Annotated in this window: 13 protein-coding genes; 3 read left to right on the plus strand and 10 right to left on the minus strand. The window is 46.7% G+C overall.

The features are described from left to right. Positions 1 to 54: 54 nt before the first annotated feature. The 10 genes from HNQ92_RS27195 to HNQ92_RS27240 form a co-directional block, all read right to left on the minus strand. Positions 55 to 1,326 (minus strand): DNA methyltransferase, encoded by a 1,272-nt coding sequence (locus tag HNQ92_RS27195; protein ID WP_184179498.1) that lies wholly within the window; start codon positions 1,324 to 1,326, stop codon positions 55 to 57. 7 nt (positions 1,327 to 1,333) lie between these two features. Continuing rightward, positions 1,334 to 2,413: a hypothetical protein gene (locus tag HNQ92_RS27200; RefSeq protein WP_184179501.1), complete on the minus strand. Its 1,080-nt coding sequence runs from the start codon at positions 2,411 to 2,413 to the stop codon at positions 1,334 to 1,336. Positions 2,414 to 2,416: 3 nt separating this feature from the next. After that, complete coding sequence (locus HNQ92_RS27205) at positions 2,417 to 2,998, minus strand: hypothetical protein (RefSeq protein WP_184179503.1); 582 nt, start codon at positions 2,996 to 2,998, stop codon at positions 2,417 to 2,419. Then, the gene (locus HNQ92_RS27210; protein WP_184179506.1) at positions 2,995 to 4,977 is read right to left on the minus strand and encodes an AAA family ATPase; all 1,983 of its coding nucleotides are present in this window, start codon (positions 4,975 to 4,977) and stop codon (positions 2,995 to 2,997) included. Before HNQ92_RS27210 ends, HNQ92_RS27205 begins: the two co-directional genes overlap by 4 nt. Positions 4,978 to 5,340: 363 nt before the next feature. Further along, a complete protein-coding gene (locus HNQ92_RS28555) occupies positions 5,341 to 5,553 on the minus strand; it encodes a hypothetical protein (protein ID WP_221307563.1) in 213 nt (70 codons plus the stop codon). A 174-nt stretch (positions 5,554 to 5,727) separates the two neighbouring features. Next, the gene (locus tag HNQ92_RS27220; protein WP_184179509.1) at positions 5,728 to 6,660 is read right to left on the minus strand and encodes a sugar ABC transporter substrate-binding protein; all 933 of its coding nucleotides are present in this window, start codon (positions 6,658 to 6,660) and stop codon (positions 5,728 to 5,730) included. 61 nt (positions 6,661 to 6,721) lie between these two features. Beyond that, the gene (locus HNQ92_RS27225) at positions 6,722 to 7,681 is read right to left on the minus strand and encodes an ABC transporter permease (RefSeq protein WP_184179513.1); all 960 of its coding nucleotides are present in this window, start codon (positions 7,679 to 7,681) and stop codon (positions 6,722 to 6,724) included. A 95-nt stretch (positions 7,682 to 7,776) separates the two neighbouring features. Then, on the minus strand, positions 7,777 to 8,541 hold the full coding sequence (locus HNQ92_RS27230) for an RDD family protein (RefSeq protein WP_184179516.1): 765 nt from the start codon (positions 8,539 to 8,541) through the stop codon (positions 7,777 to 7,779). Positions 8,542 to 8,579: 38 nt separating this feature from the next. Beyond that, entirely contained in the window at positions 8,580 to 10,073 is a 1,494-nt protein-coding gene (locus tag HNQ92_RS27235) for a sugar ABC transporter ATP-binding protein (RefSeq protein WP_184179519.1), read from the minus strand. 180 nt (positions 10,074 to 10,253) lie between these two features. Further along, complete coding sequence (locus HNQ92_RS27240; protein ID WP_184179522.1) at positions 10,254 to 11,534, minus strand: gliding motility protein GldB-related protein; 1,281 nt, start codon at positions 11,532 to 11,534, stop codon at positions 10,254 to 10,256. Between the two features lie 201 nt (positions 11,535 to 11,735). Here HNQ92_RS27240 and HNQ92_RS27245 point away from each other — a divergent pair, with 201 nt between their 5' ends. Genes HNQ92_RS27245 through HNQ92_RS27255 form a run of 3 tightly spaced genes read left to right on the plus strand, consistent with a single transcriptional unit; the run spans position 11,736 to position 13,623 of the window. Then, complete coding sequence (locus HNQ92_RS27245; protein ID WP_184179525.1) at positions 11,736 to 12,146, plus strand: hypothetical protein; 411 nt, start codon at positions 11,736 to 11,738, stop codon at positions 12,144 to 12,146. A gap of 43 nt (positions 12,147 to 12,189) precedes the next feature. Continuing rightward, the gene (locus tag HNQ92_RS27250; RefSeq protein WP_184179528.1) at positions 12,190 to 12,648 is read left to right on the plus strand and encodes a hypothetical protein; all 459 of its coding nucleotides are present in this window, start codon (positions 12,190 to 12,192) and stop codon (positions 12,646 to 12,648) included. A gap of 57 nt (positions 12,649 to 12,705) precedes the next feature. Then, positions 12,706 to 13,623 carry a winged helix-turn-helix domain-containing protein gene (locus tag HNQ92_RS27255; protein ID WP_184179531.1) on the plus strand — a complete coding sequence of 306 codons (918 nt, stop codon included), beginning with the start codon at positions 12,706 to 12,708 and terminating at the stop codon, positions 13,621 to 13,623. Positions 13,624 to 13,882 lie beyond the last annotated feature (259 nt).

Below are 13,882 nucleotides of genomic sequence, written 5' to 3' on the forward strand. Positions count from 1 at the left end.
GCGCAGTTGAAAACTTGGACAATTCTAAACCAGAAATATGAAAAAATCCACAAGTTAAAACTTGCTATTCGAAAAAATAATGACGCTTTCACGTAAAAAATTTATATCTGGGCTATGTTTTGTTTTTCTCCTCTTAATATTTCTCAAAACGCCAATTTCTTTTAAAAACCAACCCGCCTTATGACCAATATCTCCAATTATTAAATCAACTGGTATTTCAGTATTAGCATAAGCGGAATTAGAAACAATTAGCCAAATCTGAGCATGTTTCTCCGCATTCTTTTTCAAAAGCAATAGGATGTTAAACATATCCTCAAAATATGCTTGAACCATAAGTGGGATATTTTTATCCATCAATTGATCAGTATTGTTCAACAATAAAGATATTGTTTGAGAGTATAATAGCCCAAAGTCATTTGACAAAGGCCTTTCCCATTTAGCTTGTAAATGAGATCTAACAGTTTTCAAACGAAGAGAGTATAGATCTTGACTGTTCATAATAAATTTACCCAAAAACAACTCAGGTCTATATATATCAGTATAATCGAAAGTATTTAGATATGGTGGAGAAGTAACACAAAGCTTGAATTTTTTTTTGAAATTTTGGGATTGCAAGTATAGCCTAGCATCTTTATTAACAATACTAGGATTAATCAAAAGTTCCTTAGTAGATAAATCCTCTCTTATAATCTGAATGTTCTTCTTAAAGGCAACAAAAAAACTGTCCTTGTCAAAATTATATGTTTTCCAGCTTGAACGATATCTAAAACACTTTCCATCTCGTTTACCATTACAGTTTTGCATAGCAGAAGAGATGAGGGCTAATCTCAGAAGCATTGTGGTATCAGGATCATTAATTTTTAAACTGGCAAGCCAAGCATTCTCAAATGCATTTAGCACAGTACTATTAAAGAGCCATTTATCTAATCCTTCTTTTTCTGAAAAAGTCGAAAAACCAATCAATGGTGAAATTGATCTCCCATTGAAAGATTTAAGGATTTTTTCTTCACCAAGATTTAGTCTAGTTAGTGTTGTTTTTTTTGATTTTGCAATTGACAAAAAAGATGTAAATGGATTTACTTCTATTCCAATTGAATTATAGCCTAAATATGAAGCTGTAAGCGTAGTAGTTCCACTACCGTTAAAAGGATCTAGAATCAAATCATCAATACCAATATCAGCGTGTTCAATAGCTTTCTCAACTAGATTAGGAGAAAATCCTTCTTTGTAATAATACCAACGATGTCTTGGTAATTTGGTCGTGTCCTCAGAATTCGAGAAACCACTATCCATTAAATAGAAATCCTTATTCAGGAAATAATTCATATATATACTATATTGTTTTGGGGGTTGCAAACAATTTAACTACTTTTTCAAAGCTAGGGATATTCAAATGATATAATTTATCTGTGTCAATCGAAATTTCTTTATCTTTAAAAAACATACCGTCAAAATAGTTAATACGTACATCGTCATCTTTAAGATTGTTTCTTCTCCCATCTATCACTAACAAATACGATCTTAAAATTGATTTTGGTGAATCAGAAGATAAATTATCATGATATCCTTTCAATTGTTCTATCCCTTCATTAGCACGACGATCAGTATATTGGTAAATGGTACCGCTTTCAGGTTTTACTTTACCTAAAAATTTTAATTCAATTATAGCAACTCTATTTGCTTCTCTCCATGTAATTTTTATATCAACAGGCTTTGGTTTTGTTGCATCTCCCATTATATTAAACTCTCGAACCGGGTCAATTGATACTCCTCTATCTAACGAGGTAGACAAAAATTCATAGAGTGATAGTTGCATAAACTTTTCAGGAATATTATTTCCACGTCCTCCTCCTGTAAAGAAAAGTCGATTTTCATCTGCCCAAGATTTAACAAAATAGGAACAAGAAGAATTAAAAATTTTATTAATACCATAATTTTGTAATGCAGAATACAGTTCGGTGTATTGAGACGCAAATCTACTACCCCTGTCATATAGAGTAATATCTATTTTAGAGCCATTTGCATACAAAAATTCTTTATTGTTTTCATAGTGATATATCAATGTATGATTATCCCTTAGTAACACATCAAAGTTTTCACTTTCAGACATTAAAATTTGTTCAGTGGCCGAAACTTGAATAAAAAAAGAGCCACTCGTACGATTCAAAAAAATGTTTTTGTCATAGATAACTTTTGCATTGCCCTCATCAAATAATTTTTGATCCTTTAAATGTTTTAATACAAAAAAACTACCATTAAAGTACGCGGGCTCAAAATATCTATAAATTTCTTTAAGAGATTTAACAATAATTTCAACAGCTCTCGCTCCTCCTTCTATTTCACCGAAGGCTTTCTGAACTTGAATCAAATAATGATTAGTTACATTAGCCATAAGTTCATCATTGTTTGACATACATTATAATTTATTTTTTTCAGTTAAAAAATTTACCCAAGTTATTGCTGGTACAACAAGATTATCCGAAACAATTCCTACTTCTTGACTTAAATCTCTAAATTTTTGATAAATTTCGCTTTGGTCTAGCCACGAATTATTGTCAAGTTTTTTAGCTTTATTTATTTCAGAATCACTTAATAATGCTCTTTCAGTTTGTTTGTAAGGTACTAAAATACTAGTTGTACATGCTGCATCCAAGAATTCTTCTCTTTTAAGGAAATTTGACAAAGATTTAAACTTTATAAACTCATCTGTACCTCTTCCAGAAATTGTAAAATAGGAATTCCTCTTCTCAAAGATGCCATTTTGTATGTGCCTTTTCGTGGCCTCATTAATTTCGGTTGAAAACGGGTAGCCCATACTATCTAAGGTAAACTTGTAGTGCCAGTCGCTTATTCTATGGCCTCTATAAAGAAATAAAATAGAAGAAAAGTAGGAAAAAAGATGAATCTCTTCTAATTTAAAGCCATCAAGAAAATTGTCTAGTTTATGTGCTAATGATAGGCTATCAAAAAAAGCCTCTGGGATTACTTGACTATTCATACGTTATTTTTTTCGTTTAGTGCGTATTCAATTCTATCATATGCCATCTTAAACAAGCCTTCGCCTTCTTTTTGAATTTCAGACAGATCAGTCCAATCAAGCATTCTCCTTACTTTCATGTTACTGCTTCCGCATTCCTTTGCTAATGATATTAGAAGTTGAGATGCATTAATATTCGCAGTCATAATTAAATTTTGATGGTATTCCATTACAAACTTTCCAAACATATTCCCAACTCTACTTTCATAAGCAATATCTAACGATCCTTCGGGAGTATCGATTAACATAGTTGCGCCATCAGATCCAGATAGAAATATTGCAAGAGACATTCTTAATGCAATATCCAGAAAGAATCTTTGGCTTTCTGAAAGCTGAAATGATTCTGTCCTAGCAGTGTTTTGAATCTCTAAAACTAACTTTATAGATTTACCTACTCTTTTAGGTTGGATATTCAAATCTAGCCCTATAAAACTTTTTGCCAATTTTTTGAATATTGGCACAAATTCAAGTTCGGCATCTTTGTAAGCTGTCTCTACCTTATCGAGTAAAGAATCATATTCTGGTTTTAATTTATCTCTCTTTGAGTATTCACTTATAGATTCTCTATCAGCTAATTCATATTGACTTTTATATTGCTTTATTAATGATTCTAAATTTTTATTTCCCGATCCTTTATATGAAATAAACGGGTTATCTGTAAGAAATTCGTTTAATTTCTCTTTATTTCTATTATACTCAAATTCAGCTTTTTCAAGCTGATCTATTTTTCCATTCATCTCCAAAATAAGATTTTCAAGCTCTTGGCTTTTACTACTAATTATCTTATCATTCGTTTCAATCAATTCTAGTAATTCAATTTGTTCTGTATTATTTTTATCATTAATTATTGTATCACAGAGCGGGCATTCATCCTTATGAATATTTCGTTCAATATTTTCCCGAATGTGTGCTCCGCTTGATCCACAAACTAAACATTCTTTCTTTTGTATCGCAAATTGAATATTTGAATTATCAACTAACTTTGAACGTGGCTTTGAGTACTTTGAAAAGTATCTTGTGTGATCGTTTTTAAGAATCATTATTTCTGAATTCAGATAACTTTGTTGTTTTAAAATAGAGTCGTACTCTATCTTAATATTATTATAGGTTTTTTCTGATTTATCAGAATTGTTATATAACTCATTCAATTCATCTTCTAATTTTTGCAAATTTGCTGGTTTCTTATCTTTTATTTCTTTTTCTAGATCTTTAAATTTTGTCTTAGCTTGTGTTGCCTGCCATCTAGCATTCCTACCATTCGATTCATGCTTTTCCATTCTTCTTATCAATTCTGATATTTTTTCTGCATCTTCTGGATTTGAATTAAAAGCTACTGCCAATGCACTAGATGATGCTCTCTCATCCCAAAATATCATATTTCTATTTTCATCAAATGTTAAAACATATAATTGATAAAATATGAAATAATCAAAATTTACAAATCCAATATCACTAGATAGTGACTTTTGATATAGTTCGTTTAATTCAATTGGGCTTAACCCGTCTCCTGTGACGAGAGATATTTTTTTCAAACCTTCAAGTTTGTATATTTCTAATACTCTAAGGCTTTCTCTTTCAAAAAAACCTCTTACTAATCTATAATACTTATCGCTAACTTTAAAAGTAACCTCAATTTCTGCTTGGTTTTTATCTTTCTCATGAATTCTGCCGACGTAATATCTCTTTGTATAATCCTTGTAGGATTTCACTATTTCAGATGGTGATAGTACTTGCTTGTTTGGCTCTAAAACTATTCCTGTCAAGCAGTAGTTTATGGAATTTAAAAAGGTTGTTTTCCCTAATCCGTTTGCTCCTGCTAGGCAATAGACACCTTTGTTAATCTTTTCGTCTACCTCAAAAAGAATACCATTCTTTTTGTATAGAGAAAAATTCCTTAAATTAATTTTCTTTAAATTTATAAAATTATATGTATTTTGCATTTATACTATATTTAAAGTTAAGGTTTTTAAATTTAAAAAAATAACTACTCAGAAATAACCTTTAAATAGTCTATTTAAAGCCGTAAAAGATACCACCTCTCTCTGCTGCAATTTTCCAGTAGTCTGATATACATTGGTAGTTGGGAACAATCACGGCCTTAAACTGAAAAAACTTTAAAAATAATTTTATATTCAATAACCTTTCTCACATTAATTATCCCCCTCCGGCAAAACCCCTTCCTCTTCCAAAATCCTTTGCAGGCAGAACGTATATTCATCAAAGAGAGGTACCTCGTCGGCCCAGGGATAGACTTCAAGGCGGTGGTTAGGACGAACGCCGCGCAGTTGAAAACTTAAATTACTCTAAACCACCGGCGACCGTCGCACGGTTGCAAACCGGCGATAGCTGGAGATCAGCGCCGATACGATAAGCGACTGAAAAACGCTACTACCCATGACTTCACTTTCATTTTTTAGCCCTAAAAGTACCTGACGATAGCCCCGGCGGTAGTACTTTCGCCCGCCGAATGCTTCGTACAGCAGTGTTTCGGGTATTTGTCCGGTGATGGCTTCCATAAAACAGGCCGTTTTTTTCAAATATACTTTTTTTCGGACAAAGTACCAGACAGCCAAGCCGCTGCGGTTTGGCTTAAACGCGCTGGCACACTACCGGCGGTTGGCAACCGTGCGACGGCCGCCGGTGGTTATATATAATCACAGTCTACGACTGTCAAACCAACGCCCCAAGACCTACTTCAGGTACTGCGCTACGTTTTCTTTGGTCACCAGCTCGAAGGGGATAAGTACCTGCTTGTCGAAGGCCTCGCCTTTGGCGGCTTTCAGGGCCGTTTCGACGGCGCGGGCGCCCTGCTGCTCGGCGTTCTGGAACACGGTGGCGTCCAAAGTACCCTTCTTCACGGCATCGAGGGCGTCGGGGATGGCATCAATGCTCACCACCACGACCTTGTCTTTGAGCCCGGCGGCGGTCAGGGCTTTGACGGCCCCCATGCCCATTTCGTCGTTCTGGGCAAAGACGGCGTTGATCTGTCCACCGTACGACTGAATCCAGTTTTCCATCAAGGACATGGACTTGGAGCGGTCCCACTCGCCGCTCTGGTGCGCGATGAGCTTCAGGCCGGGGTAGTTTTGCAGGATTTCGCGCGCGCCCTGCTCGCGCTTGAGCTGCGCGGCCTGCCCCATGTACCCGTGGATCATGATCACGTTGCCCCGGCCGCCCAGCCGTTCGGCAATGTACCTCATCGCGATCCGGGCCGACTCCACGTCGTCGGAGCCCACAAAGGCCGTCGGTTGGGTTTTGGTTTCGGAGTTGACGTTGATGATCGGGATATTAGCCGCCAGAGCCCGCGTCACGGCCGGAGAGCTGGCCTCTACTTCGCAGGGATTCATGATGATGGCGTCGACCTGCTGGGCCACGAAGCTCTCGATCTGTTCCACCTGCTTCAGCGCCGAGCGCTCGGCATCGACCACCACCAGCTCCACGCCCAGTTCCTTGGCTTTTTTCTCCATTTCGTCGCTCACGTTCACGATGAACTCGTTCTGCATACTGAGCATCGACACGCCCACGGTCAGTTTAGAGCCCGATTCGTCGCCGCGATTACAGCCCGTGAAGAAAGTACCCAGTAGGGCCGTGGCCGCCAGTATCGTGATAGGTAGTCGTTTCATGCCTGATTTTTAATTGGTTATTGAAGATTTTCTTTTGGCAAAAAGGAATTAATAAAGTACCTCAGGAAGCGGACGTTCGGTTGAAACTATCCAGCACCACGGCCCCGATGATGATCACGCCCATGGCCACCTGCTGGTAGTAGGAGGTGACGTTGAGCAGATCCAGGCCGTTGCTGATGACCCCGATGAGCAGCGCGCCGATCAGGGTACCCGCCATAGTACCCGTGCCGCCGGAGGTACTTGTGCCGCCGATGATGGCCGCCGCAATGGCGTTGAGCTCGAACCCCACGCCGGCGTTGGGCTGGCCGGTGGTAATGCGCGACGTAAGGACAATTCCCGCCAGGGCCGCCAGTCCGCCGCTGAGCGTGTATACCCACATTTTGACCTTGCTCACGTCGATGCCCGAGGCCCGCGCCGCTTGCTCGTTGCCCCCGACGGCGTACATGTAGCGCCCCAGGACGGTCTTTCTGAGTATTACGGAGCAGCTCACGAAGGCCACGACGAGCACAAGGATGGGAAAAGGTACCCCAAGTACCTTACCGCCACCGATGAAGTTGAAGGTGTCGGAGAGGTTGGAGATGGGCCGCCCCTTGCTCAGGATCAGCGCCAGACCGCGGCCGATGGTCATGGTACCCAGCGTGACGATGAACGGGGGTACTTTGCTCTTGGTAATGACAAAACCGTTGAACGCCCCAATGAGCACGCCCGCCAGCAGGCCCATCGCCAGCGGTACCACCAACGGGTAGGTATCGGGGTGGGCAAAGGAAGCCGCCACGACGCCCGTCACGGCCACCATCGACCCCAGCGAGAGGTCAATGCCCCCGGTAATGATCACGAACGTGACGCCAAAGGCCAGCAGCGCGTTGATCGACACCTGCGTAACGATGATCGTGAGGTTGGGTACCGTCAGGAACTTCGGGGTAATGAGCGCCAGCACCAGGCAGATGAGCACCAGGGCCAGAAAAATGCCGTACTGGCCTATACGGCGGAGGGGTACTTTGTCGGTAAGGGTACTTTTCATTTTTAGGTAAGTAAATAAACTAATCGCATACTTAACGGGCAATCGTACTCCATAAAGTACCTCCGCCTTTATGGTAACATGCAAGGGAAGAGCCCCTATTTCTCATCCAGCTGCACGAGCTGCCATGCTCCTTCCGGCTGTTTTTCCAAATAAGCCAAAACGGTGAGGTTTTTGGTGCTACCGAGTACTTTAATTTCCAATTGCGCCTGGCCGTATCCGTCAGTGATGTTAATATTTCCGCTGGGGATCATTCCGTATCCTTTAATCCCCCCCGTCTCGGCCTGAATTTCGTTGTTGTTTTCAATTTCCCTAATCGCTACCTGATAGGCGTCGGAATTTTTTACGGCACTACTTGTGAATAAAAAAGCAAAGGCAATAAAGACCGCCCCCAGGCCGATACCCGTTAAAATACGCGTCAGCGCTTTGGGCTTATTCTCGTTTTCAAAAACCTTGGTTTTCGCCACTTTATCGCCCAATCTTTTCTTTTCCGGATCTATTACCAACACGATTAACTCAACCGGCCAGATTAGAATAAAAACATTCCTTAAAAACAACCGGCCCAAAGAAGGCACTTCGTGAAGCGCCGCTTCATCCCGTACGCCAATGCCCATAATCCACTTCCCGATGCTCATGCCCTTGACGCTATCTTTGGCGAAGTAAAGCAAAAGGCCAACCATCAAAACGGCAGCCATGATGCCGGGCATTTGACGCCTATTGGTTTCGTCTAAAAAGTTGGGGCCAAGCGCCAAAAAAACGACAGAGACCATCAAAAGGGTTATGACAAAATGGTCTATCATGAAGGCCGCGATCCTTTTCCTTCTGCTCGCTAAAAGAGAGGCTGGCGCTAGGGTAGCTATCATGGGTTTACGGGTTTAGAGGGTGTATAAAACAAAACGGATTAATGCTGCATGGCGTACTGCATGATGGTTTCCTGGGTGGCTTCGGCCTTGCTGAGCAGAGCGGTCGGGCGGCCTTTGGACAGCACCAGTACCCGGTCGCTGAGGCCCAAAATTTCGGGTAGTTCCGACGAGATCAGGATCACCGCCAGGCCGCTGGCCGCTAGTTGATTGATTAGTTTATAAATCTCAAACTTGGCCCCGATGTCCACGCCGCGGGTGGGTTCGTCCAGCATGATGAGCTCGGGCGAAGTTAAAAGTACCTTTCCCAGGACGACCTTCTGCTGGTTGCCCCCGCTCAGGTACGTTACTGGCTGATCCGGGCCGGAGGCCTTGATGCGCAGGTTGGTGATCATGGCGGCAGCGGCGGTTCGCTCGCTCTGCTCCCGGATGAGTCCGCCTTTTTGGTGGCTACGGAGGCTCGCCAGCGTGAGGTTTTGCTGCACCGAAAGCCCCGGTACAAAACCCAGCGCCTTGCGGTCTTCGCTGACGTAGCCGATGCCCCGCCGGATGGCCTCCCGCGGGGAGCTGATAAGTACCCTTTGCCCTTTGAGGTAGATTTCGCCGCTATCGGCCCGGTCCAGCCCAAAGATAGCCCGCGCCAGTTCGGTGCGTCCGGCGCCCATGAGTCCGGCCAGGCCCAGGACCTCGCCCCGATGTACCTCGAAGCTCACGTCGGTAAAGTACCCCGCGCGGGTCAGGTTCCGGACCGCAAGTACCTCCTCGCCGCGGTGGGCCGTGGAGGCGGGAAAGAGGTCATTGATCTCGCGGCCCACCATCATGGCAATGAGGGTACTTTGGTCGAGCTCGGCGGCGGGGCGCGTGCCGATGTACGTGCCGTCGCGCAGTACGGTGATGGTGTCGGCGATGGCGAAGATTTCGTCCATCTTGTGCGAAATATAAATAATGGCTACGCCCTGGCGCTTCAGATCTTGGATGATCCTGAACAAAGTACCTACCTCGCGGTCGGAAAGGGCGGAGGTGGGCTCGTCCATGATCAGTACCTTGGCGTGGTTGGAAAGCGCCTTGGCGATCTCGACCATCTGCATCTGGGCCACGCTGAGGTACTTCATGGGGGTAGTGGGGGCCAGGTCCAGGCCCAGTTGATCGAGCAGCTGCGCGGCCAGCTGGTTGATTTTGCGGTCGTTTACCCAGCCCCAGCGCCCAGCGGCAACGTCCTTTTCACGGCCCAGAAACATGTTCTGCGCCACCGTGAGCTCCGGTACGGCCAGGATTTCCTGGTGGATCATGGCGATGCCCCGCCGAAGTACCTCGTGTACGTTCTGACCCCGCAGCGGCTGTCCTTCCAGAAGTACCTCGCCCGCGTCGGGCGTGAGCAAGCCCATCAGGATCTTCATGAAGGTCGATTTGCCCGCGCCGTTTTCGCCCATCAGCGCGTGCACTTCGCCCGCGCGAAGCGTAAACCGGACGCGGTCAAGCGCCCTAACGCCCCCGAAGGATTTGGAAAGGCCCGATACTTGCAGTAGTTCACGCATGGAGGGAAGATAGCAGTTATCTGGTACGTTGACGCGCCAAAGTACCTTTTTCCCCTAGTAAAGAAAAAAGTACCTACGTACTACTTCTGCCAGCGGTACGAAATCGTGCGCTTTTTGGTACTTGTATAAAGTAAAAAAAAATGGCTCCTTTCTGGATCAGGTACCTTGCGCAGAAGGTACCTAGAGCCCGGCCACCTTCGCCTCCCACTGGCTTTGGGCCAGGAAAGCCCGGTAGTCCTGGATGTGAAGCATGTCGTGGATGGCCTTTTTCTTGTCGGCGGCGTTGTCGTAGTACGCCTTACAGATCTGGTACCCTACCCAGTAGCCCTGGTCGGCGGGGTGGTCGGGGGTTTCCTGGTCGCCATTCCCGATCCAGTTCGAGTAGCGATCATGGTACATATCTTTCTGGAAGCGCGCCCAAATCTCCTTCTCCCGGCCCTTGGCCCATACATCCAGGCGCGCGTTGGAATTGCGCCCGCTGATGAGCTCGCCCATAAAATCAGCCATGCCCTCGATGATGGCGTAGCCCAGCGTGATGGTGTCCGACTTCATGTCATCCTGCTGAAAATGGATCAGCTCGTGGGCAATGATGTCGGGTAGGCTACTCAATTTCTGAAAGTTATTTTTCTGCCAAAGCGAGAGTTCATCCGTAGGTACTTCGTCGGTTTTCGCAATTTGATTGATCCCGATCAGCAGTCCGGCGTCCGACACGGTACCCGCGCTGGTAAAGGCCCCCATGATAAAGTACACGTCCGGAAAAACCGCCTCCGGATAAAGCGCTTTCAGGTTTTGGAACGCGCGGTAAAAATCTTCTTTATACGCCTCCACCCGCAGGGTATTGGGCCGCAGGGCGGTATAGAAGCGTGGCCGTTCGTTATGGTGCTTCAGGAAAGCGTCGATGCTACCGACCTTCATGCCCAGGTAGTCGTGCATGCCCTCCGAGGCGGGCTCGAAGTAGTACTTCTTAAAAATCTCCTTTTGCTGCTCGGGCTGCTGCTTGGCGGCGTCGTAGGCCCGCCAAAACCGCGCGATGTCCTCGGTATGAAACTGCGCCTGGCGCGGGTCGGTGTTCAGCGATTTCCGGTTGGGTTTCAGCCGCCGCAGGGCTTTTTGCCAGCGCGCATCGTCGCTGCGCAGGCTCGCCAGGTCTTCGTCATGGGCCAGGTTCTGGTAGTTGGCGTAGCCGTGGGTCAGGGCGGCTTCCAGCATCGGGAAGGCCCAGTCGGGCTTTCCGGCCAGGGCGTAGCAGCAGGCGGTGTTGTAGTAGCCCCGCGCTTTTTGCGTCCGGAAGTCGGCGCTTTCGGCGTAGCGCTGGTAGTACTCACCGGCCAGTGCGAAGCTTTTCACCTGAACGCAGCTATCAGCCAGTTGATACCAATGCTTGGCATCCTGCGCCCATAGGCTTCCGCCCCAAAGTACCCCCAGCGCCACCAGCAGGTATCTGTACCCTTTCGTTTTCATTCGCTCCCGTTTTTTTGTACATGGTTCCTTACAAAAATAACGGCAAATCGGAGCAATCCAAGCCTTTCGGGGGAGCGTCGAGGTACTTTTACAATTCGTTTACAATGTTTTACCCGGCTTTTACGCCCGCTTGAGGCCCGGCTCCTACCTTTGGTTATCGTATCAGAAATCCCAATTTTCCAATCCTTAAAAACGTACTTTATGAAAAATGCAACCCGGCTCATCGCCAGCTTTTTGCTCTGCTTATCAGCGCTCTCCTTTAGCCGACAAACCCCGTTTAGCGCCTGCTCGGCGGCTTTCCTGAACAACAAAATGATCGTGAACGAATACTCGCCCCAGGGTACCTGTACCGTCGCGGCCGGAGCTACGGGGCAGCTCACGGTGTGTACGGCGGAGCTGAGCCCGCAGGCCAGTAAGGCGATTGATAAAATCGACTTCAAAGTGGCCATCCGCGACGAGCAAACCCACACGCTTCTGATGTACTCGGACGAAACCTACCGGCAGGTGGACATCCAGCGGGTACTTAGTCAGTGCAAAAAAGGCGACCGGATTGTCCTGCTAACGACCAGCAACCTGTACGCGCTGCCGCACAACGAGATTCTGGTTCAGTAAACGCCCTTACGGGTACTTTTCATTATATAACCATCTATTAATCATGAAAAACAAAATCGTGTCGCTGCTTCTTGGTTCGCTGGGGGTAGTTGTTTTTTCGGCCTTCCTGGCTTTTCCCAAATCCCATACCGACTCTTTTTACTTTAACCCCTTTCTACTGAATGGCAAGCCGATGGACCTTACCCGGCTCACGACCAGTACCAGCGGGGTACTTTCGCTCGTGAAAAACGACCCGGCTGCTGCCCCCGCCGCACAGGTACCTTTCCTGATCTACCTCCGGCGGGCCGGAAAGATAGTCGATGCCAGCGCCTACGCCCACAACCACGCCGTTACGGAAATTGAGATTGCCACGGTACTTCGCGGCGCGCAGCCCGGCGACGAGCTCGTGGTAGACCCGACGAGTGAAGAGATAGGGCAACGGACGATCACGGTTAAGCAACCGCTGTATGCGCCGTACATGCCCTGGTTTTTTGGCGCAAATAAAGGGAAGGACGGCTGCTAAAGCCAGGGGCGTTTTAGGTACCTTTGCCTGAGGTACTTTACGGAAATTTACATAAAAATGAATGAAGCCGTAAATCGTTGTTTCTTACGCAAGATCAGGATTTTGCTCCGGCTAATCCTGGTCTTGCTGGGCGTTTGGCCGGGCGGTACTGACCGCGCCCTGGCCCGCGATGACACCGCCCGCTTTGCCGAAAAAGTAAACCTGGCCCTCCGCCGCACGGCCCACCAGCTCCTCACCGCCAACGGCGACTCCACCACGCGCATTTTGCCCGTGCAACAGCCCGATGAAGGTACCTTCGTGTTGCGGCTCAACGACCTCTTTGACTACGACCAGCTGCCGCAGCTCTTGCAGGAATCGCTGGAGCTACACGGTATCCACCGCGCCTACGACGTGGCAGTGCTGGATTGTTCGCGGGGTACTTTGCAGCTGGGCTACAGCTGGGCCGATTTACACTCAAAAGACGGTGTACCCTGCCACGGGCGACAAAAAGAGCCGGGTTGTTACCAGCTACGGGTCAGCTTTTACTCCAGCGCCCAAACGGCTACCACCCGTACTTTCTGGTGGCTTATGCCCCTGGGTACGTTGCTCACGGCCCTGGGGTACCTGGCGTGGCGCCGCACCCGCCGGGAGCCGTCGCCTCCGCTTGATAACCCAAACCCCGCCCAACCAAGTACCTCCCAGGTACCCTTCGGCGGCTCGCTGTGGGACACCGCTACCTACCGGCTCGTCTCGGGCGAAAGTACCTACCACCTCACCTACCGCGAGGCCAAGCTGCTGACCCTGCTCGTAAGCCACCCCAACCAGGTCCTTGAGCGCGATTTTATCCTGAAAACCGTCTGGGAAGACGAGGGCGTCATCGTAGGCCGCAGCCTGGACGTATTTGTGTCGCGCCTGCGCAAGATGCTGCGCAACGACCCCAAGCTCAGCCTCGTGGCCGTGCACGGCCTGGGCTACCGCCTGGAGGTACTTTCCTAAAAAAAGTGATGCCCGCCGGGAATTTGGCGGGCATCACGTACCTAGCAATCACGTACCTTCCTCAATTTTTCTACTTCTCTAGTACCGCTTCGGCTAGATTCAGCATACTCAGGTATACGTGATTCTTATAATTTCCGCGTTAGAGGCCCACCTCTCTATCTTCCCATCAGGGCTTTCTCATAAAAATGGCAAGTAGTTGTTAGCCTTACTTTTGTGGTTGACTAGACTACAAAAACCATGACTACTCCTACTTGCCAGC

The sequence above is a fragment of the Rhabdobacter roseus genome (assembly GCF_014202275.1).
Classification (GTDB): domain Bacteria; phylum Bacteroidota; class Bacteroidia; order Cytophagales; family Spirosomataceae; genus Rhabdobacter; species Rhabdobacter roseus.